Genomic DNA, 25,508 nt, shown 5'->3' on the forward strand with positions numbered 1-25,508 from the left:
GGTCGGGCCGTGGCGCCGGGCCTGGGACACTGGGCCCGTGTCCGGTGTGCGTTTCGAGCAGGTCGTCCTGCGCTACGAGCAACGCACCGTCCTCGACGCCGTCGACCTGCATCTGAGCGAGCACCGGGTCGGCATCGTCGGCGCCAACGGGTCCGGCAAGTCCAGCCTGGTGCGCATGATCAACGGCCTGGTCCGCCCGACGTCGGGCAGGGTCCTGGTCGGCGGCCTCGACGTGGCGCGGGAGACCCGGCGGGTGCGCCGCCGCGTGGGCTTCCTGTTCCCCGACGCCGACCACCAGATCGTGATGCCGACCGTCCGGGAGGACCTCGCCTTCTCGCTGCGCGGCTCGGGCCTGCCGGACGCCCAGGTGCGGGAGCGGGTGGAGGGCGCCATGGCCGCGTACGGGCTCAGCGACCACGCCGACCACCCCTGCTATCTGCTCTCCGGCGGGCAGAAGCAATTGCTCGCGCTCGCGGCCGTGCTGCTCACCGAGCCGCAACTGATCGTCGCCGACGAGCCGACCACGCTCCTGGACCTGCGCAACGTGCGGGCCATCTCGGCCCGGTGGGCCGCTCTGGACCAGCAGCTCATCCTGGTCACCCACCACCTGGAACTGCTGACCGGATTCGACCGGGTGGTGGTCGTCGACGGGGGGCGCGTGGTCGCCGACGACGCCCCGAGCCCTGCCCTGGAGCGGTATGTCGAACTCCTGGGGTAGTGGCGCCGCACGCCTCATCGGGGTGCACTGGCCGGGTGACTCGTGGCTGCACCGGCTGCCGGCCGGGGCCAAGGTCGGTGGTCTGGTAGCCGCCGTGGCGGTGCTGCTGTGGCGCGACGAGCCGTATGTCGTGAGTGTCGGCCTGATGCTGTCCCTCCTGGTGCTGGCGACGGCCCGGGTGCCCTGGCGGTGGTTGGCCGCCCCGGCCCGGATGGTCGCGGTGATGCTCCTGCTGGTGGGCGCGTTCCAGGTGTGGGTGCTGGGCTGGGAGGCCGCCGCCGTCGGGGTGTGCCGCATCGCGGCGACGCTGGTCCTGGCCTGGACCGTGTCGCTGACCACCCCGGTCACCGAGATGCTGGACCTGTTGCGTCGCCTGCTCGCCCCGCTGCGCCTGGTGCGCGTGGACCCGGACCGGGTCGCCATGACGATCGCCCTGGCGATCCGGAGCATCCCGCTGGTGATGGCCGCCGTGGAGCAGGCGGACCAGGCGCGCCTGGCACGGGGGCAGCGGCGCTCGGTGACCGCGCTGGTGGTGCCGACGGTCGTGCGCACGGTGCGGATCTCCGACGCGCTCGGCGACGCCCTGATCGCCCGGGGCTACGGGTCCGGGGAGGAGTCCGAGCCGCCCGCCGGGTGACGCCCGGAACTCACCGGTGCTGGTCGGCTGACTCGGCGAGCACCTGGCGGGCCCGGGCGACCTGGGTCTGGACCTCGAGCAGGTTGCAGGCGACCTTGCGGGGGTCGATCATCCCGTTGGAGCGCAGGTATCCGACCAGCTCGGTCACCACCATGAGCTGGACCCGGGCCAGGGCCGGGTGGCGGGGCAGCCAGCGGGGGCCGAGGAATCCCGGCAGGGCGGAGAGCAGGGACTCCGGACCGGTGACCCGCACCACCGCGCCCGGTGCGTGGATCTGGCGCTCGGCGTGGACCAGCACCAGGTCGCTGTGGGAGAGCCACCGCTCGCACTCCAGGTCGAGGTAGCGCTCGAGCTTGCGGCGGACCCCGTGCGAACGCGCCCACAGGGCCGGGTGGCGCAACACCCGGGACTGCGCGAAGAAGCCTTCGAGGGCCCGCTCGACAGAGAGCGGGACAGCGGCCGCCATGTCCATGCACAGAGCCTGCCAAACGCCACCGACGGACCTGTCACCGGGGTCGGCTCCCGGGTCGCCTCCCGGGATCCGCCGTCGGCCGACTGCACACGTGCCAGGGTCTGCGAGGAGTCAACGACTGGCCAACAATCCCCCTGATCCATGGCCAACCTGAGTGTTGCGTGCGTAGTGTCACAAGCGGATTCGCCCCACCTCGGGGCCCACCTTCTGCAACCGGAGTCTCTGCCATGGTGCTGTCCTCTGCCTGGTCCCGCGTCCTCGCGTCCCTGCTCGGGTGGGCCCTCGTGCTCACCCTGCTGGCGACGGGAGGACCCGCCCGGGCAGCCGGGGAGACCGAGTCGTCCGGGCCGGAGCAGGCGCGCACGCAGCCGGTGGTCGCCGGGCCGGGAGAGCGAGCAACACCCGGACCAGGAGGCGGGTGCGCCCGAGGGCGTCGTCGCGCTGTCGGACGACCTGCCGGCCGCAGCCGAGGGTGAGCCAGCGGAGGGTGAGCCAACGGAGGGTGAGCCAGCGGGGGACACCGGGGCACGGGGCACGGACGCCGCCGTGCGCGACGCGCTGGACGCGGGCGGACGACGGCTCGGTCGGGGTCGTCATCGAGGTGGCGGGCTCGGCCGACCTGGAGGTGCTGGCGCAGGAGGCCGACCGTGCGGCGCTGGAGGCGGCGCGCGAGTCTCGTGCCGCCGCAGGGACCTCCGAGAGCGGCAGCGAGTCGGCGCAGGTGCAGGCCCGGGCCGATGAGGCCGCCGACCACGCCCGCGCGCGCACCGTGGTCGACGCGCTCACCGAGGCCGGTGCCACCGAGCGTGAGGCCGTCATGGGGGTGCTCGAGGACCCCGTCGACCTGTGGGCCGTCAACGCCGTGGGTGCCCGGGTGGACGCCGCGACCCTGCGGGAGCTCGAGTCGCTGGAGGAGGTTGTCTCGATCCGGCTGGAGGAGCAGATCGAGCTGCCCGAGACGACCGGCGAGCCGGCCCTGCCGACCTGGAGCGTGGAGAAGGTGCACGCCCCGCAGACGTGGGGGGAGTACGGCCACCGGGGTGAGGGGATCACGGTGGCCGTGCTGGACACGGGCGTCGACGCGGGTCACCCCGCCCTGGCGGGGCAGTACCGCGGCCGCGACGGCGACCACAGCGACTCGTGGTTCGTCGCCACGGGGGAGAACTACCCTGAGCCCGGCGACGGCAACGGGCACGGCACCCACGTCACCGGCTCGGTCCTCGGCGGCGCCCCGGGCGAGATCGTCGGGGTGGCCCCCGACGCGGAGTGGATCGGGGTCAAGCTGCTCAGCGACGCGGGGCGGGGCGGGGAGGTCGGGATCCTCAACGGGATGCAGTGGATCATGGCCCCCGGCGGCGACCCCGAGAAGGCTCCGGACATCGCCAGCAACTCCTGGGGCAGCGGGCCGGGGGACAACCGGCAGTTCTGGGACGTGGTGACCGCGTGGCGGGCGGCCGGCATCCTGCCGGTCTTCGCCGGCGGCAACGACGGCCCGACCACCGGGACGATCGGCAATCCCGGCGGCTACCCGCACACCCTCGCGGTCGGCGCCACCGACAGCGCCGACCAGGTCGCACCGTTCTCCAGCCGGGGCCCGGTCGTGTGGGACGGGGTGGAGTACACCAAGCCGCAGATCAGTGCGCCCGGCGCCCAGATCCGGTCGGCGTGGCCGCGGCACCTGAGCGAGGACGGCTACCACACCATCTCCGGCACCTCGATGGCCACGCCGCACGTCAGCGGCGTCGCCGCCCTCGTGCTGTCGGCCTCGCCGGGCATGGGCGTGGACGAGCTGCAGACCGTGCTGGAGGAGACCACCCGGCAGGAGCCCCACATGGGCACCCTGCCCAACAACAGCTACGGCTCCGGCATCGTCGACGCGTATGCCGCCACCACCCGGGCAGCCCACAGCGGGCTCGTCTCGGGGCAGGTGAGCGGACCCGACGGGCCGGTCGAGGCGACCCTCGAGGTCGTCGGCACCGACCCGCTGATCGCGACGACCTCCGACGGGGAGACCGGTGGCTACGAGGTCTACGTGACTGCCGGGGAGCACACCGTGGAGGTGTCGGCCTACGGCTACCGGACCCAGCAGGTCGCCGTGGAGGTCGTCGCCGGGCAGGCCCAGGTGGTCGACGTCGTCCTCGAGCAGGAGGAGGGCGCCACGTTGAGCGGCACGGTGACCGCGGGCGGGGACCCGGTGGCCGACGCCGCCGTGCGGGTCGAGGGTCGCCCCCAGGACACGGCATACACCGACTCCGAGGGCAGCTATCTGCTGGAGCTCCCCGAGGGCACCCACCAGTTGCAGGCCCGCGCCGGGGGATACCGCGCCTGGACCGGCCAGGTGGTCGTGTCCGGCGACACCACGCTCGACATCGCGCTGGAGCCGCTGCCGGAGCAGGGCGCCGGCGCGTGGCACGAGCTCAAGGCGGACCCGGCCGGCACCGGCCTGGCCGACAGCACGCTCGACCCGGCGAGCCTGGAGCAGCAGTGGACGGCCTCGGTCGGGCAGGTGATGTTCGGCTCGCCGGTCGTCAGCGCCGACAGCGTCTACATCGCCTCGGTCACCGGGGTGATCACGGCGCTGGACCGGACCGACGGCTCCCAGCGGTGGCGGTTCACCACCGGTGCGGAGCAGCGCGGCACTCCCGCGGTCTCACCGGACGGGACCACGCTCTATGCGACCACCGGCCGGGACGGCACGCTGGTGGCGCTGGACACGGCCGACGGTTCCCAGCGCTGGTCCTACGACACCGGCACCGACCTGCCCGTCTACGGCTCGCCGACCGTCGTCGACGACACCGTGCTGGTGGCGGTGGGCAGCGATGCCACCGGCGGGGTGCACGCCGTGGATGCAGCCACCGGTGAGGGCCGGTGGCACACCGAGATCGGGGCGGGGGTGTTCTTCGGCCCGGCGGTCGCCGACGGTGTCGCCGTGGCCGCCAGCACCGGCACCGCCACGGTCAGCGCGTTGGACGTCGCCACCGGGGAGCTGCTGTGGCAGCGGCCCGACACGGTCGCGATCACCCTCCCGGCGATCGCCGGGGGCACCGTCTACCTGGGCACCAGCACGTCCGACTACACCGGCGGTTCCGCGCTGGCCCTGGACCTGGCCACCGGCGAGACCCTCTGGGAGGCCGCCGACCACGGCGACGCCCAGGGCAGCAGTCCCGTGCTCTACGACGACCTGGTCATCCTCGGATCGCACACCGGTGGGTCGGTCGCGGCCTACGACCGCGGCGACGGCACCAGGGTCTGGCACCACTACGTCGGGACGGCCGTCACCTCCTCGGTGGCGGTGACCACCGGTGGTGTCGTGCTCGGCGGGTCCCAGGACCAGAGCGTCTTCGCCCTCGACGCCACCAGCGGCGCACGGCTGTGGACCGATCAGTTGCCCGCTCCGGTCCTGTCCTCCGCCGCGGTGGCGGAGGGCACCGCGGTCCTCGTCGCGCGCGACGGGACGGTCGCCGCGTACGAGTCCACCGGGCGCGTCACCGGCACGGTCACCGGCCCCGACGGCCCGGTCGCTGCCGACGTCAGAGTGCTGCGCGGGGAGATCGAGCACGCCACGACCGCCGACCCTGAGACGGGCGGCTACGACCTGTCCGTCCCGGCGGGGGACTACACCGTGCGGATCAGCCACTACGGGCTGTCCACGCACACCGAGGAGGTCACGGTGACCCCGGTGGCGCCGGTCGTCGTCGACGCGGCCCTGACCACCGTGGGCCGCGGAGCCCTCGCGGGCATGGTCCTCGACGAGGAAGGCGCCCCGCTGCCCGGGGTCACCGTGGCGCTCACAGACGTGCCGGTCGACCCGGTGACCACCGACGACGACGGCACCTTCGCCTTCCCCGACGTGGCCGTCGGGGAGTGGGAGCTCACCGCCACCCTCACCGGCAGGGCCCCGTATGCCGAGCCCGTCACCGTCGCGGAGGGGGAGACCACCACCGTCGAGGTGACCCTGGGCGGCTTCGACGTGGCGGTCGTCGCGGACTACCAGTCCCGGCTTGCCGGGGTGCTGCGCGGCCACGGGTGGAGTGTGGACGAGATCAGCTTCGAGGAGGCATCCCAGGCGGCCGGGGAGTACCAGGTGCTGGTGCTCAACGGCGGCAGCGGCGACCGCGCCGACGCCGACCCCGAGCGGCTGGCCGACACCCTGGTCGCGGCGGACGAGGCCGGCACCAGCATCGTCGCCCTCGACACCTGGGGGGCCGCCACCGGCAGCGTCGGCCACGTGCTCGCGGCCCGGGGCAGCGAGGGCACCGTGGGGAGCCAGTCGAGCAACCGCGGCGCCGTCTGGCTCAGCGACCCCGTCGAGCACCCGGTCACCGCGCCGGTCGGCGACGACCGGTTCGGCCTGCTGACCCGCAACTACCACGCCTGGCTGGAGGACTACGAGGGCGCCGGACTGGCCACCCTGGGCAACGACCAGGAGGGCCCCCGCGGCACGGGGATCGGCTATGAGCGCACGAGCACCGACTCCGCCCAGGTCCTCCTGCCCAGCCTCGCGGCCAGCGCCCTGGTCGGGCCGGGCGTGAACTGGGACACGGGCGCCGAGGAGATCCTCGTCGCGTCCGTGCAGCACGCCCTCGCCGCGGAGTTCGGCGCCGTGGAGCTGACCGTGACCGGACCCGACGGCCCCGTCGAGGGCACGGTCAGCGTCGTCGACTCCTTCGAGCGCGAGGACATCACCGCGGGCGCTGCCACCGTGCTGCTCGACCCGGGGACGCACACGCTGCGGGTCCGGGCGACCGGGATGCAGCAGACCGACCACGAGGTGACCGTGACCGCCGGCGAGGTCACGGCCGTGGAGATCGAGCTGGTCCACTCCGGGACCGGCTCGCTGGACGGCACCGTCAGCGACGCCACGGGTGGCGCCCCGATCGGCGGCGCCACGCTCACGCTCCTGGAGCTGGAGGACGCCACGGCCGCGTCCGGGGGCGACGGGGGCTACGTCGTCGAGGACGTCCCCGCCGGGAGCTACACCCTGCGGGTCGAGGCCGACGGCTATCTGACCGCCGAGGTCGCGGACGTGGCAGTCACCCCCGGCGAGGTGACCACCACCGACGTGGCCCTCGAGGGCGCCCCGCGGGTGGCAGTGGTGGGTGACTACTCCGGAGCCCTCACCGACCTCCTCACCGAGCAGGAGATCCCGGCGTTCGAGACTGGTTGGGAGGTCACCGACGACCTCGCGGAGGTGGACGTCGTGGTGCTCAACGCAGCGCCCGCGCTGCCGGCCGCCGAGTTCGGTGACCGGATGTCCGCCCTGGACGAGGCGGGAGTCAGCGTGCTCTTCACCGCCTCGAACACCGAGCTGCGCACGCCGGCCGTCTACCAACTCGCCTCGACCACCGGGAGCCCGGAGTCGCTGGTGCGCCACGGGGGGACCGGCCAGGGGCCGGTGGAGCTGAGCTCGCTGGCCGACCACCCGGTGCTCGACGGGCTCGGGGACGAGCCGGTCATCTATCTCAACGCCACCGCGGACGCCCCGGTCCTGGAGGGCTACCAGGGCGTCACCCTGGCCGACGTGGGCATCGACGGTGAGGTCGCCGGTGCCGGCCTCGGCTATGACATACGCACCCCGGACTCGGTGCACGTGCTGCTCAGCGGCCTGTATGCGGCGGCGGGCCACAACCCGACGGTGGACTGGGCCGAGGAGGGCCGGACCGTCTTCCGCAACGCCGTGCGGTTCGCCGGGGCGCCGCACCTGTCCCAGGTGTCCGGTGCCGTCACCGACCCGGACGGCGAACGGGTCGCCGGCGCGCAGGTGAGCGTGGTCGACACGACGTGGACGACCACCACCGATGCCGAGGGCAGCTACCTGATCGGCCTGCCCGAGGGCGAGCACACGGTGCGGGTGACCGCGCACGGGTACCAGCCGTTCGAGCACGTGCTGACGGTGGACGGGCCCGCGCACACCCTCGACGTTGAGCTGGCGCTCGGCGACGTGGGGACGTTGTCCGGCACCGTCTACGGCATCGACGCCTCCGGGACGGGGATCGACGACGCCGGGACCTCCGCGGAGGGCACGCCCGTCCCGGGAGCCGAGGTGCGGCTCACCGGCACGCCGCTGACCACGAACACCGACGACCAGGGGCAGTTCACCCTGCCCCGGGTCGAGTCGGGCGAGCGCGAGCTGGAGGTGGAGGTCGAGGGCCACGTGCGGACCCTGCATACCTTCCCGATGGCCTCGGGCGACCACACCGAGGACGTGACGATCCTGCAGAGCCCGACCGTCGGGGTGATCGGGGACTCGGCCTCCGGCGCCACGGCCGGGCGGACGCTGCAGTTCCTCGAGGACTGGGGCTACGAGGGGGTCGACGTCGGGTGGACCGACACCGAGACGCTCGACGAGGTCGACCTCGTCGTGGTCAACAACGGGACCGGGAGCAACCCCGGCCCGGAGGCGTTCGCCACGTTCCTGGACACGGTGAACCGGGGTGACACCCCCGTCCTGTGGCTGGGCAACTACTCGCGCGGCGGCATCCGCAACCTGGTGCAGCTCCTGGAGGACCCGGCCGAGTGGCTGCAGGGCACCCTCGACGGGGACGTGACGGTCACCGTCGGCGACCCCGACCACCCCCTCGTCGCGGGGCTGCCGGACAGCTTCGCCCCGACCGACACCGGGCGGATGTACGGCGCCTTCGCCGGCTACACCGGCACGACCGTGGCGACGGTGGCCAGCGACGAGGGGCCAGCGGGCGACGCGGTCGCCTACGACGGGCGCACCGCGGGCTCGGTCGACGTGCTGGTGTCCACCGTCGCCAACTCCAACTACGGCGCCGTCGGCACCCGCAGCCACGAGGCGCTCTACTTCACGCCGGAGAACGCCCGGCTCCTGGTGAACGCCCTGGACTTCGGTATGCGGACCAGCGGGCTCGGCGCGGACACCCGCGGCACGGTGGTGGACGCCTCCGGGGCGGGCGTGGAGGCCGTGGTCACCGTGGAGGAGACCGGCCGCGAGCACCCCGCGCGGGCCGGGGACGGCGGCTACGTCGTCCCGCTGGAGCCCGGCACCTGGACACTGACCGCGCAGGCCTTCGGGTACGCGCCGACCAGCGTGGAGGTGACCGTCGGGCAGGGCGACTCAGCGAGCTCGCAGATCGTCCTGGGGCAGGCGCCCGGCGCCGGGGTCTCCGGCACGGTGACCGACGCCGGCGGCGCCCCCGTCGAGGGTGCGGTCGTCGACGTCGACGGCACCGACCTCACCGCCACCACGGGTGCTGACGGTCGGTTCACCCTCAGCCACGTCCCCGAGGGGGAGTGGGTGCTCCTGGCCCGCGCCGACGGCCTGCGCACCCGCTTCGCCACCATCACCGTCGCCGACGGGGTGCCGGTGACCCAGGACCTGCGCCTCGGGGCGAGCGCCCACGTTGCCGTGGTCGGCGACCGGGGCACCGGCTCGATCGCGGCCTTCCTGACCGAGCACGGCTTCACCGAGGAGTCCGTCGCCTACACCGCCCTGGGCGAGGTCGACGTGACGAACGGCGACATCGACCTGGTGCTGCTGAACGGCAACGGCAGCGTCCCCTCGGAGGAGGTCTTCACCACCTTCTTAGAGGAGGCCGCCGCCCATGACGTGCCGGTCGTGTTCAGCTCGCAGTTCAACGGCGGCAGCATCCGTCAGCTGGTCGGCTACCTGGGCGACCCGGAGAGCCAGCGCAACTCGTTCGTGCCCGAGGAGATCGGGTACCGGGTGGACGTCGACCACCCCGTATTCGACGGCTACCAGGTCGGGGACACGGTGACGTTGCTGACCAAGCCGGGGCAGAACCAGCAGTTCGCCAGCTTCGCCGGCTACTCGGGTGAGGTCCTCGGTGAGACGGTGGCACCGCTCACCGGGGAGGAGCTCGGCAGTGGTGTGGCGTACCGCTTCGCCTCGCCGGGCAGCGTGCACCTGTTGCTGGGCAGCCTGTCTGCCGGCAGCTACGGGGCCCCGGAGACCAGCTGGACCACCGATGGTCAGCGGATCATGCTCAACGGCCTGGACTGGGCTCTGCAGGCTCGGCAGAGCGAGGTGCACGGCACGGTGACCTCGGGCGGCGAGCCCGTCGAGGGCGCGACCGTGGACATCGACGGTCGGACCGCGCAGACCGACGACGCCGGTACGTTCCGGATCGGGGTCTCCCCGGGCGAGCACACCCTGGAGGTCACCGCCGAGGGCCACGAGCCGTACAGCCAGGATGTGACGGTCGGACCCGAGGACAGTGTCCAGGTCGATGTCGCCCTGACGCCGCTGGCCGGCTCCAGCCTGACCGTGGTGGTGACCGAGCCGGACGACACACCCGTGGCCGGCGCCACCGTCACCGTGGACGGCCCGACCGACGCCGAGGACACCACCGGTGAGGACGGGCGCGTGGCCTTCGACCCCGTCCTGGTCGGCGACTACACGGTGACCGTCCAGGGGCCGCGCCACGTCGGCAGCACTGTGGAGGTGACCGTCGGGCAGGACCCGGCCACCCTCGAGGTGGAGATCCAGCCCATCCAGGTCGCGGTGCTCGGTGACGTCGACGGCGACCTCACGGCATACCTGCTGGACCAGGGGCTGCCCACCGACGAGGCGGACTGGGACACGGTGGTGGCCGACGTCGAGGACTACGAGGCGCTCGTGGTCAACGGCGGTCGCCCGACTGCGGACCAGTTCACCGGGCTCGTGGAGGCGGCCGACGACGCGGGCGTGAGCCTGGTGTTCACCGGCACCTACGGTGTGACCGAGGGCGGCATCCGGTTGCTGGAGGAGCACAGCGATGAGGTGGTGGTGGGTGGCCACGGCTACCGCGACGGGCCTGTCGGGTTGACCGACCTGGCCGACCACCCGGTGCTCGCCGGCATCGCCGACCCGGAGCAGATCGTCGCCGACGACGGCTACTACAGCTGGCTGGCCGAGTACCCGGGCGAGCGACTCGCCACCCTCACGGTGTCCGGCGAGCCGGTCGGCGCGGCCGTCACCTTCGAGGAGCGTGCGCCCGGCAGCGGCCACCTGCTGCTGTCCTTCGCCGCGGTCTCGGACTACATGGGGCCGGACCGCGGGTGGACCGAGGACACCGGCACGGTCGTCGTGGACTCCCTGGAGTGGCTGCTGCAGCTGGACGGCGCAGCACCGCCGGAGGTCCCCACCCTGACCACCGAGGAGTTGCTGGTGGCGCACACCCCGATCCTGGTGACAGGGCTCGCTCCGGACGCTGACGAGGTGTCGGTGCTGCGCGGGGAGGAGGTGCTCGGCAGCGTCGAACCGGCAGCCGACGGGTCGTACGAGCTCACGGTCGACCTCGTGGAGGGCCCGAACGTGTTGCTGGCCCGGGCCTCCAACGACGGCGGCACCGCGGACTCCGAGCCGTTGGAGGTCGTGCTCGACCAGACCGCCCCCGAGGTCAGCTGGACGCCGGGGGAGGGATCGGCACACCTCGAACCGGAGGTCCTCGTGGAGGGGAGCGTGACCGACGAGTATGCCGAGCCCGTCACCCTGACCGTCCAGGGTGAGGCGGTCGAGGTCGCCGGCGACGGGACGTTCGCGGTGACCGTGCCCCTCGCGGAGGGCAGCAACACGATCACGCTCGTCGCCACCGACGCGTTGGGCAACGCGGTCACCGAGGAGCGGGAGGTCGGCCACGTCCTGCTGACCCCCGAGTGGCAGACGCCGGGCCGGGGCGGTCAGGTGATCCTGACGCTGCGCGACGACACCGGCGAACCGACACCGGTGGAGGGCGTCCAGTTGCAGCTGGTCTCCGACGACGGGGTGGTGGCGGAGTTCCCGATGGAGCAGCGGGGCCAGCGCTACTTCGGGCAGGTCCGCGGTGTCGAACCGGGGACCTACGGGCTGGTGGCCGTGCTGGCCGTCGAGGGCTGGACCGCGGAGGTGATCGGACCGGATCTGGTGGTGCGGTGACGCGCGGACTGGACTGCTGATGCCTCGCTGCTGAGGGCTGACGGCCGGGCGCTGAGGGTGGCAGGCTGGGCCACAGCAGCAGTGAGTCGCGTCGGACCAGAGGAGCCGAGATGGAGTCGCACGCCGCCGGAGAGAGCCGTCCACTCCTGGAGGAGACGATCGGTGCGAACTTCGAGCGCACCGTCGCCGCCCACCCGGATCGGGAAGCCCTCGTCGAGGTCGAGAGCGGCCGACGGTGGACGTGGACCGAGCTGAACCGCGACGTCGACGCGCTCGCGCGCGGCCTGATCGCCGCCGGTGTCGAGGCCGGGGACCGGATCGGCATCTGGGCGCCCAACTGTGCGGAGTGGACCCTCACCCAGTACGCCACCGCCAAGGTGGGGGCCGTCCTCGTCAACGTCAACCCCTCCTACCGGACCCACGAGTTCGCCTACGCCGTCAACCAGAGCGGGATGCGGATGCTGTTGTCGGCGAGCAGTTTCAAGAGCAGCGACTACCGGGCGATGGTCGAGGAGACCGCCGCAGAGTGTCCGGGCCTGGAGCGGGTCGTCTACGTGGACACCGACGACTGGGCGGGGCTCGTCGCCGAGGGCGAGGAACTGCATACGGACGCCGTCGCCGAGCGGATGTCCACCCTGGATCCCGCCGATCCGATCAACATCCAATACACCTCCGGCACCACAGGCCGGCCCAAGGGTGCGACGCTCAGCCACCGCAACATCCTGAACAACGGCTACTTCGTCACCGAGCTGATCAACTTCACCGAGGAGGACCGGCTCTGCATCCCGGTGCCGTTCTACCACTGCTTCGGGATGGTGATGGCCAACATCGGGTGCACCACCCACGGCACGACCATGGTCATCCCCGGGCCCGGGTTTGAGGCGGAGCGGACCCTGCGGACGGTTGCCGAGGAGAGGTGCACGGGGTTGTACGGCGTGCCCACCATGTTCATCGCGATGCAGCACCATCCGACCTTCCAGGAGCACGACCTATCGACGCTGCGCACCGGGATCATGGCGGGGTCGCCGTGCCCCGTCGAGGTGATGAAGAAGTGCGTGGACGTGATGCACATGTCGGAGGTGTCCATCTGCTACGGGATGACCGAGACGTCGCCGGTGAGCACCCAGACGCGGGTCGACGATGACCTGGAACGCCGCACCGAGACGATCGGGCGGGTCCACCCGAACCTTGAGATCAAGCTGATCGACCCGGTCTCGGGGGAGACCGTGCCCCGCGGGGAGACCGGGGAGTTCTGCACCCGCGGCTACTCGGTGATGCTGGGCTACTGGGAGGACCAGGAGAAGACCGCGGAGGTGCTCGATGCCGACGGTTGGATGCACACCGGAGACCTCGCGGTCATGCGGGAGGACGGCTACTGCACCATCGTCGGGCGCAGCAAGGACATGGTGATCCGCGGCGGGGAGAACATCTACCCCCGGGAGATCGAGGAGTTCCTCTACGGTCACCCCGACGTGCAGGACGTCCAGGTGGTCGGCGTCCCCGACGAGAAGTACGGCGAGGAACTCTGCGCCTGGATCCAGCTGAAGGAGGGAGCCGAACCCCTGACCGCCGAGGCGGTCCGGGAGTTCGCCACCGGCAAGTTGGCGCACTATAAGATCCCGCGCTACGTCATGGTCGTCGAGGAGTTCCCGATCACCGTGACCGGCAAGGTCCGCAAGGTGGAGATGCGGGAGGTGTCCCGGCAGAAACTGGGCCTCTGACCAGGGCTGTCCTCACCGCGAGGACAGGTCCGGCACCCCGGCTCACGCCCCGACCTTCCCCTCCGGGTCCCACTCCATCGCCAGGTCGTGACCGAAGTCCACGATGCTGACCGTGGGCGTCGACTCGCGCGGGGCCAGTCCGCGACGGCTGGCCCCGCCCTTCGTCCGGTGCCAGATCTCGATGCCCTCCAGCGCCGCTCTCGTGCTCGCCCACCAGTCGGTGACGACCGAGGCCAACTGGCTCTCGATGAGGGAGCCCTGCTCCACGCGCTGCCCGTCCGGGCTGGCGATGGAGTCGATGGCGACGTCGAGGTCCTCGCGCTCCAGGTCGTTGTCCTCGCCGCGGATCAGCCGGTCGAGCTGATCGCGGAACCACCGGTAGCCACCATCCGTGCCGTCGGTTGCTGCGGCCGTGGCAGCGGCCCAGTCCTGCGGTCGGGTGGTGTACGCCCGGCCGGTGGGGCTCGTCCACCGGACCTCGCCCTCGGCAGTCATGACGGCGGCCCAGAGTGCCCGCGTCTTGGCGTCGTGGTGGAACTCGCAGAGACGCTGGATGTTCCACGCGCCGGTGAGCGGGATGTCGCTGTCCGGCGTCCAGGGGATCGCGTGATCCCCCTGCGTCTGGGTGGCCGGGCGCTGGCAGCCGGGGAACCGGCAGGTGCCGTCGCGCGCCGTCGTCTGCTCCCGCACCCTCGCGGTGGGCTGGTAGGCGTGGCTGGACTTCTCCACCGCATGCCCGTCGAGGGGATCGACGACGAGCCGGCGCCACACCGATCCCGCGGTCATGGCGGCTTCCCGCGCTCGGGCTGCGCTGATGCTGCTCAGGCCCGGGAGGTCGCCGATGCCGTGGCTCAGTCCGAGCAGGGTCTCCAGCGAGACCACCACGTCGACGTGGGCCGGTGGCAGCTCCCCGAGGTCGCGGTAGCGCAGCGTCGGGCCGCCCTGCGCGCCCTCGTCGGAGGATTCCTCCACCACGGGCGGGATGGTGCCGAACTGCAACAGGTCGAGTGCCACGTCCGAGCGCAACTGCGCCAGGGTGCGGGGGTCGTCGCCACACCGTTTGGCGGCCCGGGCGATGGTGTCGATGCGCGCGTGGGCGGCGACGACGCGTTCGATCGCCCCGGTGGTGCGGACCTGGCCGGTGCCGTCGTCCTGCACGCGGGACGTGGAGTCGCGCTTCTCCAGGGCGCGTTGGTCGCGCTTGCGGGCCAGGTGCGGTGCGGCGCTGAGTTGCTTCTGGACGGCGCGCTGCAGCGACTTGTTGAAGGAGGACAGCGACCTCCGCGTCCCGTCCGAACGTCGCGGGAGGACCGCGCGCGCGATCGCGGCGCGGTCGGCGTCCGGAAACATGTCGGTGGCATCCAGCACCCGCCAGGCCCGGTAGGAGTCGGCCCCGCCGTCGGCCAGGGCCTCAGCGATGGCCTCCCGGAGCAGCGGGGGCGCGGTGGCGAGGTCGACCAACTGGCCTGATGCGCGGGCACCCTTGCCCGTCGTGGTCTCGAGCTCGGTGCGGGTGGCCTTGCGCACGTCGCGGCGCCAGCGCCGTTGCTCGGCCTTGGTCATGTCCTCCTCTGGGACCGCTGGCTTGAACCTCTCGGCCATGGCCCGGTGCAACCCTCGAGTGGCGGTGGCGGCCACCCCGTCGAGCCAGCCGTGGAGGCACTGGACCGCCTCCACGGTGTCGCTGTGCGCGCGGCCGTCGAAGTCGTGGAGCTGGCGCCCTACGACGTGCACGACCAGGTGCAGCGCATTCGCGATCTCCTTGGTGACGCCGGCTTCGATCAGCCGTTCCACGACGACCTGGGTCGCCTCCACGAGCACCTCATCGGTGCTGACCTCCGGCTCCCGCTCCTCCGTCGGCGGCGGGCTCTCGTCCTCCGCGTGATAGATGACGTATGACTCCATGTGCCTGACCCCCTCGTTGCGATCAACTGGTTCCAGCGTAGGACAGACGTACGACAGTGTCGGCTGGTTGAGCCCATGAGCGGGGCGGCCTTGCCTCGCCAATCGCCGTCCTGACCTGCGATGTCCTCACAATGGGGACACCCCGGATCGGGACCCGGCAGAGGCACCAGGCGGACTAGGTGGGGGCTGGTGATCGGGACGCGGCCCGCGCGACGGGACGAGGCCGCGTGACCGGACGACGAAGCCCGGCGACCGGGTGGAGAAGCTCCGCACGGGACGACGACGCCGGGCCCGGTCGACCGGGTGGAGAGGCCCGTGGAACCCCTGAGTCCACTGGCGGGGTCGTGTCCGCGATTTCGAGGACATCGCAGGTCAGCTCGTGGGAATCGGGAGCAGGGGCTCGGCGCAGGGGAAGGCCCGGAGCCGGCCGGGGGACCCAGAGGAGGCCAGAGGAGGAAGGTCGCCCGGGTGGAGCCCCCTGAGTCACTGGCGGGGTCGTGTCCTCATTTCGAGGACACCCCTGGTCAGCGGCCGCAAAAGGGCAAGGCAGGGCACGGGATGGAGAGTGGTGTCGGATCGGAGCGCTGCCGTTCGTGGTCCTGGTGAGCCGCACGGAGAGCGTGCGGCCGGAGCGCAGGAGATGATTGTCCGATGCAGTACCTGTTCACCGTGATCGAGGAGTTCACCGACGGCACCCGGGCGGTGGAGGGCGGCTCGGCAACGCCGACGGAGGCCGCGGCCATCAACGCCTTCAACGCGCGGTTGCGCCAGGACGGCCACTGGGTCTACGCCGGCGGGCTGGCCGCCCCGGCCGCCGCGACCGTGGTCGACAACCGGGAGGGACGGGCAGTCGTGACCGACGGCCCCTTCCTGGAGTCCAAGGAGCACCTTGGCGGACTCTGGGTCGTCGAGGCCCCGGACCTCGACGTCGCCCTCGCCCTGGCGGCCGAGGGGTCACGAGCCTGCCACCGGAAGGTCGAGGTGCGCCCGTTCCTGTGAGCGAGGACGTCCGCGAGGCGATCACCCGGGCCCACCACGAGGAGTGGGCGCGGGTGGTGGCCGGCCTCGCCAGACGCTTCGGCGACCTCGACCTGGCCGAGGACGCGGCGGCAGAGGCGTTCGCCGGCGCGGTCGAGCGGTGGCCGACTGACGGCATACCCCCGAACCCGGGCGCCTGGCTGACCACCACCGCCAAACGCAAGGCGATCGACCGCCTACGGCGCGAGGGCAAACGTGAGGAGAAGCAACGGGAGGCGCAGTGGATGTATGCCGAGGGGCCGGCACCGCGGGTGGGTGCCATCGAGGACGACCGGCTCCGACTGGTTTTCACCTGCTGCCACCCGGCCCTGTCCATGGAGGCCCGGGTAGCCCTGACCCTGCGGATGGTCGGTGGGCTCACGGTGTCCGAGATCGCGCGGGCCTTCCTGGTGCAGGACACCACCGTGGGGCAGCGGATCACCCGGGCGAAGGCCAAGATCCGCAGCGCGGGGATCCCCTACCGCGTGCCCCGCGCCGAGGACCTGCCGGCGCGGGTCTCCGGCGTCCTGGCGGTGCTGTACCTCGTGTTCAACGAGGGCTACCTGGCCACCGGGCCGGATACCGAGCCGATTCGGCACGACCTGACCTCCGAGGCCGTCCGGCTGGCCCGGCTGCTCCGCGCGATGCTGCCCGGGGACGGGGAGGTCTGCGGACTGTTGGCGCTGATGCTCCTCACCGAGGCGCGCCGCCCGGCTCGGGTCTCCTCGAGCGGGGAGCTGGTGACGTTGACCGAGCAGGACCGGGGGGCCTGGGACGCCGATCTCGTGGCCGAGGGTCACCGGTTGGTCCGCGAGCGCCTGGCCATCGGGGAGGCTCCGGGGCGCTACCAGATCCTCGCGGCGATCAATGCCGTGCACACCGATGCCCGGGACGCGCGCGACACCGACTGGTCGCAGATCGTGGCGCTGTACGACCAGTTGTGCCGCCTCGACCCCTCGCCCGTGGTCGCGCTGAACCGTGCCGTGGCGGTGGCAGAGCTCGACGGACCGGAGGTGGCGCTGGCGACGGTCGACCGGTTGGGGGAGGCGCTGGACGGCTACCACGCGTTCCACGCGACCCGGGCCGAGCTGCTCCGGAGGCTGGGCCGCAGCGCACCGTCCCGATCGGCATACGACCGGGCCATCGAACTGGCCGGGAACACGGCCGAGACCGCCTATCTCACCCGTCGCCGGGACCAGCTCGTCGGGCCCCCGGCGCAGCATCCGACCGACGGCCGACCCGAGGGGTCCGCGTAGCGTCAGACTATGACCTCCTCCGACCTCGTCCCCGTTGGCCTGCAGGAGATGGTGAGCCGCCACGTGCCGGGACCCGGTATGCCGGAGTTTCAGGGCTGGCTGGACGGCCTGCCGGGGGTGGTGGCCGAGCTGCTGGCGCACTGGGACCTGCGGGTGGACGGCGACCCGATGCACGGCTTCTCCGCCCTGGTGCTCCCCGTGCGCCGGGACGACGGGACGCCGGCCGCGCTCAAGGTGGTCTGGCCGCACCGGGAGGGACGTGACGAGCACCTCGCCCTCCGGGCCTGGGACGGCCGGGGCGCTGCCCGTCTGTTGGCCGCCGACCCGTCCCGGTGGGCCCTGCTCCTGGAGCGACTGGACCAGACCCGGGACCTCAACCGCCTGCCAGCCATCGAGGCCTGCGAAGAGATCGGGAGGGTCCTGACGCGGCTCGACCGACCGGCCCCGCCCTGGGCCCGGACACTGTCCGAGCACCTCGCCGAGCTGGCGGCCGACGCGGACGAGGCACTGGCGACCCACAGCGCCTTCCCCCGCCGGCTGCTGGAGCAGGGGCGTGCGCTGGCGCGGGACCTGGCCGCCGAGCCGGGGGTTGACGCCCGCCTGGTCCACGAGGACCTGCACCAGGAGAACGTCCTGTGGCGGCCGGACCCGGGGGAGTGGGTCGCCATCGACCCGCACGTGGTCGCCGGCGATCCCGCGTATGCCGTGACGCCGGCCCTGTGGAATCAGTGGGACCAGGTGCAGCGGGCCCACGATCCCCGGGTGCACCTGGGCCTGCGGGTGGACGTCCTGAGTGAGGCGGCCGGGATCGACCCCGACCTGGCCCGCGCCTACTCGATCGTCCGGATGGTCCGCAACGCCCTATGGAGCCTCTCGGCGCCGCACACCGGGACGCCGGACGAGGTCACCCAGGCGGTGACGATCATCAAGGCGATGCAGCCCGGCTGAGCGGCGGGTGTCGGTGGGCTGTGTCAGGGTGAACGGCATGAGCACACCGAGGGACCGGGTCACCCCCTACGACGCGATGCACGCCGAGGGGCTGCAGGACTGGCGCTACGGGTTGGGCGCCCTCCAAGCCCGCTTCGAGACCGGCGACTTCGCCACCGGGGCCACCCTCGTGCAGTCGATCTCCGAGGCCGCCGACGAGCTGAACCACCACCCCGACGTCGACCTGCGCTACACCCACGTCCTGGTGCGCACGACCAGCCACGACGTGGGCACGGTCACCTCGCGGGACCTGGAGTTGGCCCGGAGGATCAGCGGTCTGGCCGCCGACCTCGGCGCAGCGGCCGCTCCCCACGGCGTGTCCAGCCTTGAGCTGGGCATCGACACGGTCGACGCCGACGCCATCCGGCCGTTCTGGGCCGCCGTTCTCGGATACGAGGTCGACGGCGACGACCTGGTCGATCCGTCGGGGCAGCGCCCGGCGATCTGGTTCCAGGAGATGGACCCGCCCCGCACCGACCGCAACCGGATCCACCTCGACCTCACGCTCCCGCACGACCTCGCCCGGGAGCGTCTCGCCGCCGCGCTGGCTGCGGGCGGGCGGCTCGTCTCCAACACGCGGGCGCCGGCGTTCTGGGTGCTGGCCGACGCCGAGGGCAACGAGGTCTGCCTGTGCACCTGGCAGAGCCGCAGCGACAGCGGCGAGCCGGCCACGGGGGCCGGGGAGGGCTGAGCGCCGATGCAGACCCGTGACGGGCAGGTCGTCCTGAGCCCCACCGACGTCACCCGCCACGTGGCGTGCCCGCACACGACGACCCTGGACCTGCGAGTCGCGCAGGGCGCGCTTGAGCCGCCCGCACCCGGGGTGGACGAGCAGCTGGAGTTGATCACCGCCCGCGGCCTGGCCCACGAGGTGGACTATCTCGCACAGTTGCGCGCGCAGGGCGTGGAGGTCGTGGAGATCCCCGAGCGGGCTCCGCGCACCGCCGAGGGCTCGGGACGCCGACTCTCGCTGACCGAGCGGGAGGAGCTGACGCTGGCGGCCATGCGGCGGGGGGCCGAGGCGATCTACCAGGCCGTGCTGTTCGACAAGTCGTGGCTGGGGATCGCCGACTTCCTGCTCAGGGTCGAGCGGCCCAGCGATCTCGGCGGGTGGTCCTACGACATCGCCGACACCAAGCTCTCCCGCCGGCTGAAGGTGCCCGCCCTCCTGCAGATGGCCACCTACGCCACGCGGCTGGCGCAGTTGCAGGGGGTGGCGCCCGACCGGCTGGTCGTGGTCGCCGGGGACGGGGCCGAGCACGCCTGGCGGTTGGAGGACGTCGATGCCTACGCCGCCCGGGTCCGCGACCGCCTCGTCAACACCATCGTGGCCATCGACGACCTGCCGGCGACGGAGCCGGTGCCGTGCGCCTACTGCGACCAGTGCCGCTGGAAGCCCCGCTGCACCGCCGAGTGGGAGGCCGCCGACGACCTGTCCCTCGTGGCCGGGATGCGCTCGGACCACCGCCTGGCACTGATCGAGGCGGGAGTGACCACGACCGCCGCGCTCGCGCGCGCCACCGACGAGGACCTCGCGTCCCTGTCCTCGTTGACGGGGGAGCGCCTCCGGGCCCAGGCCGCGCTCCAGGTGCGGGAACGGGAGACGGGCGAGCCGGCATACGAGCTGTTGCCCCCGCAGGAGGGCAAGGGCCTGCAGATGCTGCCGGAGCCGGACGAGGGTGACGTCTACCTGGACTTCGAGGGCGACCCGTTCGCCGACGACGGGGTGGGCCGGGAGTACCTCGCCGGCGTGTGGACCCGGGATGAGACCTTCACCTCGTGGTGGGCCCACGACGCGGAGCAGGAGCGGGCGATGGTCGGCGAGTTGCTGACCTGGCTGCACGAGCGGTGGCAGCGGTTCCCCGGCATGCACGTCTACCACTACGCCAACTACGAGCAGGCGGCCCTGAAGCGGCTCACCGGCCGGTATGCCGTGGCCGAGACCGAGCTCGACATGCTGTTGCGCGGGGAGCGCTTCGTCGACCTGTATGCCGTGGTGCGGCAGGGACTGCGCATCAGCAAGGGGTCCTACTCCATCAAGAAGGTCGAGGCCTTCTACTGGGGTCACACCCGGGAGAAGGGCGAGGCCGAGGAGGTTTCGGACGCACTGGACTCGGTGGTCAAGTACGAGCAGTGGCTGGCCGACGGGGGCACCGACGCCTCGATCCTGGAGGAGATCCGTCGCTACAACGAGGACGACGTCCGGTCCACCTGGGCACTGCACGAGTGGTTGGAGGACCGGCGGGCGGAGCTGGCCGAGCGGGAGGACGACGCGCTGCTCCGTCCGGTGGGCAAGGAGCAGCAGGAGTCCCAGGACACTGAGCTGATCCAGCGGGAGAACGACCTGTCGGCGAGGCTGTCCGACGCGGGTCACGACCTGCTGGCCGGGTGTGTCGGGTGGCACCGGCGGGAGGTCAAGGCGGACTGGTGGGAGTACTTCCGCACGCCCCACCTCTCCGACCAGGAGCTGATCGAGGACCCGTCGCTCCTGGGCGGGCTGGGGGAGCCGGTCGAGGTCGGGTCCGAGAAGCAGTCGCTGATCTGGCGCTACACGTTCCCGCGGCAGGAGGCGAAGGTGGCCGTGGACGCCACGGTGCACGACGTCGACACCGACCCGGAGACCGGCAGGAGGCCGGGTGCCGGGACTGTGGTGGCCGTCGACACGGAGGCGGGGTGGATCGAGCTCAAGCGCCGCAAGGGGCTCCCTCCCCGGCGGGCCAGAGGCCTGGGGCCGGCCGGGCCGTTGGACTCGGGAGTGCTGCGAGAGTCGCTGCTGCGCACCGGGGAGGACCTGCTCGCGGGGACGGACCCGCCGGCTGCTGCCCTCCTGGAGCGGAGGGTGCCCTCCGGCATGGGAGTTCGCGACGGCGAGACGGCCACGGATGTGGTCGTGCGCGTCGGGCAGTCCCTCTCCGGCGACGTGCTCGCGGTGCAGGGCCCACCCGGCGCGGGCAAGACCTACGGCGGCGCCCGACTGGTCTGCGAGCTCCTGGACGCCGGTCTGCGGGTCGGGGTGACAGCGCTCTCGCACGCCGTCATCGTCAACTTCCTGGAGGCCGTGGGCCGTCCTGCGGTCCGGAAGGTGTCCACGAACGAGAAGGGGCTGGAGTCAGACACCGGGCCGATCCGTCGGGCCAAGGACAACGCCGACATCCTGGGGGCGCTGGAGGCCGACGGACCCCGGCTCGTGGGCGGCACGGCCTGGCTCTGGGCACACCCCGACCTGGCCGGTGCGGTCGACGTCCTCATCGTCGACGAGGCAGGTCAGTTCTCGCTGCCGATGGCCCTGTCCGTTGCCCCGGCCGCTGGGTCGATGGTGCTGCTCGGCGACCCGCAGCAGCTGACCATGCCGAGCAATGCCCAGCACCCCGAGGGTGTCGGCGTCTCGGTCCTGCACCACATGCTGGACGGCCGCGAGACCATCACCGCGGAGCAGGGCGTCTTCCTGGACCGGACCTACCGGATGCACCCGGAGATCACCAGGTTCGTGTCCGGGATGTCCTACGACAACCGCCTGGAGTCCGTGCCCGGGCTGGAGCGTCAGGAGGTGCACGACGTCCCGGGGCTGTCCGGCTCGGGGATCCGTTGGGTGCCCGTGCAGCACGAGGGGTTCAGCTCCGAGAACGCGATCGAGGCTGAGCTGGTGTCGGGCCTGGCCGAGCAGCTCCTCGCCGGGAGTTGGACCGACGGCGAGGGTCGCCGCGCCCCGCTCCGACCCGAGGACATCCTGGTCGTCGCGCCCTACAACGCGCACGTGGATCGGCTCCGCAGCATGCTGCCGGAGGGCGTCCGCGCGGGGACGGTCGACAAGTTCCAGGGGCAGCAGGGGGTCATCGTGATCTACTCCATGGCCTCCTCGAGCGCCGACGACGCCCCCCGGGGTGTGAGCTTCCTCTACGACACCCACCGCCTCAACGTGGCGGTCTCCCGGGCCAAGGCGCTGGCCGTGGTTGTCGGCAGCCCCGCCCTCCTGCAGGCCCCGGTCCGCACCCCGGAGCAGTTGCGGTCGGTGAACGCCCTGTGCCGGTTCGTCGATCTCGCGGACACGGTGCGTCGTGATGATTCGTGGCCGACGTCCCGGCAGTCCAGGCCCCTCGCCTCGACCGTGGCCCCTGCGGGCGGCTGAGAACGTGGGCGCAGGCCATTCCGGCTGGCGTCATCGATGTCTTCGACCACGGAGGGCTTTGCTCAGTCCAGGCACGACCCCCGGCCTGTTCCGAACCTTCCCGTGACACCCACCCACCGGTCACCCTCCGTTGCGCCGCAGGGGTTCCTCACGGCATACGCTGACCCGGGTGATCGACCTGATGAGTGCCGAGGACACCCAGCGCCGTCGGTCGCTGCGCCGGATGCGGGCCGTGGCGACGGGGTTGCTGGTGGTGGCCGCTGTGGTGTTCCTGCTCACCCTCGGGCGCGACGGCGTGTGGGGCTACGTCCACGCGGCCGCCGAGGCCGGCATGGTGGGGGCGATCGCCGACTGGTTCGCGGTGACCGCACTGTTCCGCCACCCGCTGGGCCTGCCCGTGCCGCACACGGCGATCATCCCGCGGCGCAAGGACACCCTGGCCCGCAGCCTGGAGCAGTTTGTCGGCGAGAACTTCCTGACCGCCGCTACCGTGCGGGACCGGTACCTCGGTGCTCAGGTGGCCCGGCGCATCGGGAGCTGGCTGTCGCGCCACGAGAACTCCGAGCGGGTCGTGGGGGAGGTCGCACCACTGGCCCAGCGGGCGCTGGAGCGGATCAGCCCCGAGGACATGCAGGCCTTCGTGGAGCAGACGCTGGTGCCCCGGCTGCGGGAGGAGCCGCTCAGCCCGCTCGCCGGGCACCTCCTCGAGGCCGTCGTGGCGGACAAGGCGCACCGCGGCGTCGTCGACATCGCCACCCGGGAGCTGCACACCTGGCTGGTCGGTCACCCCGAGGAGGTCGCCTCGATCCTGGCGTCCCGGGCGCCCTGGTGGTCGCCGCAGTGGCTGGACGAGAAGGTCGTCGCGCGGGTGTATGCCGAGCTCGTCGCCTGGGCCGCGGAGGTCCGGTCCGACCCCGAGCACCGCGTCGTGCTGGCGCTGGACTCCTACCTGGCCGGCCTCGCGCAGAACCTGCAGCACGACGAAGCCACCATGGCGCGTGCCGAGGACCTGAAGGTCCGCGTCCTGGAGCACCCCTCCGTCGGCCCGACGGCGGTGGCGCTGTGGGAAGCGATCCGCGTCGTCCTCCTGGAGGCGCTCGGGGACACCGACGGCCAGCTGCGGGTGCGGTTGTCCCGGGAGCTGCAGGACTTCGGGGCCCGGGCGGTGTCCGACGACGCGCTGCGCGAGCGACTGGACGAGTGGGGAGCCGAGGCCGCGGGGGTGCTGGTGGACCGCTACGGCGCGGAGCTGACGTCGGTCATCAGCGCCACGATCGAGCGGTGGGACGGTCGGGAGGCGGCCGGCAAGATCGAACTGCACGTCGGCCGGGATCTGCAGTTCATCCGGATCAACGGCACGGTGGTGGGTGCCCTGGTCGGACTCGTCCTGCACACGGTCTCGCAGGTGCTCTGAACCGGGGCGGCCGGTCGCCTGTGGAGAACCGGAACGCGGCGAGCCTGTTGTCGGCACGATGGGTTGGCATGACCTTCGAGAACCTTCCAGAGGACTGGCCGACCCGGTCGTTGTCCCACGAACCCCTCGCCCGAGACGTGCTCGACCTCATCGTCAGCAACAAGGACCGGATGGGCGGTGGCATCTCCCTGCTCTTCTGTGGTGCGACCGGACGGCTGCAGCAGCCGGTCTTCATCACCGACGCGACCCCGGAGGAGGATCTGGGCGCGGGGATGCCGGTCCTCCAGGTGGCGGTGCATGCGCTCTGCCGGGCCTCGGGGGAGGAAGAGGAGGACGACGCCGACCCACCCCTCGAGGGGTCGGTCCTGTTCGCCGTCGTGCGGGCGCGGGGTGGCCTCACCGACACCGACCGTGCCTGGCACCAGCGGGTGATCGAGGGGTGTCGCGACGCCGGAATCCGGTTGCTGGGTGTCCACCTGGTCACCCTCGACGGCGTGGTGACGATGCCGTCGCTGCCCTCGACTGCCGGTGTCCTCAAGCCGGGGAGCGCCGCCTGACGGCGCTGAGACTCCAGGGCCCCGTCGACAAGGTGGCCCCCATACGCCACAGTGAGCGGATGGCGCACCGGCGAGGGAGCACGTGCGGCGGCACGGTCACCTGTGTCGCCCTGCTCCTGGCCGCGTGCGGGCAGGCGACCGAGGAGCCGGAGGTGCCGAGCACGCCCCCCGTGCAGAGCGCTACGGCGACCCCGCCCCCGCCGAACACCGGGCCCGAGCCGACGGTCCAACCTCCCACCACGACGGGACCCGACGTCGGGCAGCCGAGCGCGTCGGCACCGGACGTCGGGCAGCCGAGCGCGTCGGCACCGGACGTCGGGCAGCCGAGCGCGTCGGACCTCGAAGGATTCCAGGCCCCGGGAGAGACGGCGCAGCAGGAGGCCACCGGGTCGGTGGACCTTGTCGTCTCCGGCGTGCGGGTCGGGCTGCAGCCGGGCTTTGACCGGGTCGTCTTCGACCTCGAGGGGGCCGGGACGGTGGGCTGGCGGGTGGAGTACACCGACGACGCGGCCCAGGACGGCAGCGGCGCCCCCGTCGACCTGGCCGGTGACTACGTGTTGGCCGTGTACATCCAGGGTGCGGGGATGCCAGGAGCCGACAGCACGGCATACGACCCTCCTCAACTCCTGGTGCCGGGGACCGGTCTGACCGAGGTCACCGAGGTGTTGCGGCTGACGCCGTTCGAGGGGCAGGTCAACGCCTTCGTCGGGGTGGGCTCGGAGCGACCGTTCCGGGTCACCCGGGTGGCCGACCCGGAGCGCCTCGTCGTGGACATCGCCCACGGCTGACCGAGCGGGCGGGCGGCGCGTGGGGTCAGC

General features: G+C 72.4%; 14 protein-coding genes. 12 read left to right on the plus strand and 2 right to left on the minus strand.

Annotated elements, in window-relative coordinates:
* Positions 1-37: 37 nt before the first annotated feature.
* Together AC1QRC_RS08910 and AC1QRC_RS08915 are read left to right on the plus strand one after the other, a co-directional pair.
* Complete coding sequence (locus tag AC1QRC_RS08910) at positions 38-718, plus strand: energy-coupling factor ABC transporter ATP-binding protein (RefSeq protein ID WP_484206409.1); 681 nt, start codon at positions 38-40, stop codon at positions 716-718.
* Positions 699-1,355, plus strand: coding sequence for an energy-coupling factor transporter transmembrane component T family protein (locus AC1QRC_RS08915; RefSeq protein WP_484206410.1), 657 nt, complete (start codon positions 699-701; stop codon positions 1,353-1,355). Before AC1QRC_RS08910 ends, AC1QRC_RS08915 begins: the two co-directional genes overlap by 20 nt.
* A 10-nt stretch (positions 1,356-1,365) precedes the next feature.
* On the opposite strand, the gene AC1QRC_RS08920 is transcribed toward AC1QRC_RS08915, so the two are convergent.
* Entirely contained in the window at positions 1,366-1,827 is a 462-nt protein-coding gene (locus AC1QRC_RS08920) for a hypothetical protein (protein ID WP_484206411.1), read from the minus strand.
* Between the two features lie 487 nt (positions 1,828-2,314).
* Here AC1QRC_RS08920 and AC1QRC_RS08925 point away from each other — a divergent pair, with 487 nt between their 5' ends.
* A complete protein-coding gene (locus tag AC1QRC_RS08925; RefSeq protein ID WP_484206412.1) occupies positions 2,315-11,707 on the plus strand; it encodes a carboxypeptidase regulatory-like domain-containing protein in 9,393 nt (3,130 codons plus the stop codon).
* 110 nt (positions 11,708-11,817) lie between these two features.
* The gene (locus AC1QRC_RS08930) at positions 11,818-13,428 is read left to right on the plus strand and encodes an AMP-binding protein (protein ID WP_484206413.1); all 1,611 of its coding nucleotides are present in this window, start codon (positions 11,818-11,820) and stop codon (positions 13,426-13,428) included.
* Positions 13,429-13,470: 42 nt separating this feature from the next.
* Here AC1QRC_RS08930 and AC1QRC_RS08935 read toward each other — a convergent pair whose 3' ends face one another.
* On the minus strand, positions 13,471-15,333 hold the full coding sequence (locus tag AC1QRC_RS08935) for an HNH endonuclease signature motif containing protein (RefSeq protein WP_484206414.1): 1,863 nt from the start codon (positions 15,331-15,333) through the stop codon (positions 13,471-13,473).
* Between the two features lie 651 nt (positions 15,334-15,984).
* Between AC1QRC_RS08935 and AC1QRC_RS08940 the strand changes: the two genes are divergently transcribed.
* From AC1QRC_RS08940 to AC1QRC_RS08975, 8 genes are all read left to right on the plus strand, one after another.
* The gene (locus AC1QRC_RS08940) at positions 15,985-16,332 is read left to right on the plus strand and encodes a YciI family protein (RefSeq protein ID WP_484206415.1); all 348 of its coding nucleotides are present in this window, start codon (positions 15,985-15,987) and stop codon (positions 16,330-16,332) included.
* Positions 16,329-17,606, plus strand: coding sequence for an RNA polymerase sigma factor (locus AC1QRC_RS08945; RefSeq protein WP_484206416.1), 1,278 nt, complete (start codon positions 16,329-16,331; stop codon positions 17,604-17,606). Before AC1QRC_RS08940 ends, AC1QRC_RS08945 begins: the two co-directional genes overlap by 4 nt.
* Before the next feature lie 9 nt (positions 17,607-17,615).
* The gene (locus AC1QRC_RS08950; RefSeq protein WP_484206417.1) at positions 17,616-18,554 is read left to right on the plus strand and encodes an aminoglycoside phosphotransferase family protein; all 939 of its coding nucleotides are present in this window, start codon (positions 17,616-17,618) and stop codon (positions 18,552-18,554) included.
* 37 nt (positions 18,555-18,591) lie between these two features.
* Entirely contained in the window at positions 18,592-19,284 is a 693-nt protein-coding gene (locus AC1QRC_RS08955; RefSeq protein ID WP_484206418.1) for a VOC family protein, read from the plus strand.
* 6 nt (positions 19,285-19,290) lie between these two features.
* Positions 19,291-22,719 carry a TM0106 family RecB-like putative nuclease gene (locus tag AC1QRC_RS08960; RefSeq protein WP_484206419.1) on the plus strand — a complete coding sequence of 1,143 codons (3,429 nt, stop codon included), beginning with the start codon at positions 19,291-19,293 and terminating at the stop codon, positions 22,717-22,719.
* A 169-nt stretch (positions 22,720-22,888) separates the two neighbouring features.
* Positions 22,889-24,133: a DUF445 domain-containing protein gene (locus tag AC1QRC_RS08965; RefSeq protein ID WP_484206420.1), complete on the plus strand. Its 1,245-nt coding sequence runs from the start codon at positions 22,889-22,891 to the stop codon at positions 24,131-24,133.
* Positions 24,134-24,201: 68 nt separating this feature from the next.
* Positions 24,202-24,690 carry a hypothetical protein gene (locus tag AC1QRC_RS08970; RefSeq protein WP_484206421.1) on the plus strand — a complete coding sequence of 163 codons (489 nt, stop codon included), beginning with the start codon at positions 24,202-24,204 and terminating at the stop codon, positions 24,688-24,690.
* Between the two features lie 59 nt (positions 24,691-24,749).
* Positions 24,750-25,478 carry an AMIN-like domain-containing (lipo)protein gene (locus tag AC1QRC_RS08975; protein WP_484206422.1) on the plus strand — a complete coding sequence of 243 codons (729 nt, stop codon included), beginning with the start codon at positions 24,750-24,752 and terminating at the stop codon, positions 25,476-25,478.
* Positions 25,479-25,508 lie beyond the last annotated feature (30 nt).

It is taken from the genome of Ornithinicoccus sp. (assembly GCF_057176825.1).

Coding starts and splice junctions, on each gene's coding strand:
- AC1QRC_RS08915 (WP_484206410.1), top strand. CDS start 699: ATGTCGAACTCCTGGGGTAGTGGCGCCGCACGCCTCATCGGGGTGCAC.
- AC1QRC_RS08920 (WP_484206411.1), bottom strand. CDS start 1,827: ATGGACATGGCGGCCGCTGTCCCGCTCTCTGTCGAGCGGGCCCTCGAA.
- AC1QRC_RS08930 (WP_484206413.1), top strand. CDS start 11,818: ATGGAGTCGCACGCCGCCGGAGAGAGCCGTCCACTCCTGGAGGAGACG.
- AC1QRC_RS08935 (WP_484206414.1), bottom strand. CDS start 15,333: ATGGAGTCATACGTCATCTATCACGCGGAGGACGAGAGCCCGCCGCCG.
- AC1QRC_RS08940 (WP_484206415.1), top strand. CDS start 15,985: ATGCAGTACCTGTTCACCGTGATCGAGGAGTTCACCGACGGCACCCGG.
- AC1QRC_RS08950 (WP_484206417.1), top strand. CDS start 17,616: ATGACCTCCTCCGACCTCGTCCCCGTTGGCCTGCAGGAGATGGTGAGC.
- AC1QRC_RS08955 (WP_484206418.1), top strand. CDS start 18,592: ATGAGCACACCGAGGGACCGGGTCACCCCCTACGACGCGATGCACGCC.
- AC1QRC_RS08960 (WP_484206419.1), top strand. CDS start 19,291: ATGCAGACCCGTGACGGGCAGGTCGTCCTGAGCCCCACCGACGTCACC.
- AC1QRC_RS08970 (WP_484206421.1), top strand. CDS start 24,202: ATGACCTTCGAGAACCTTCCAGAGGACTGGCCGACCCGGTCGTTGTCC.
- AC1QRC_RS08975 (WP_484206422.1), top strand. CDS start 24,750: ATGGCGCACCGGCGAGGGAGCACGTGCGGCGGCACGGTCACCTGTGTC.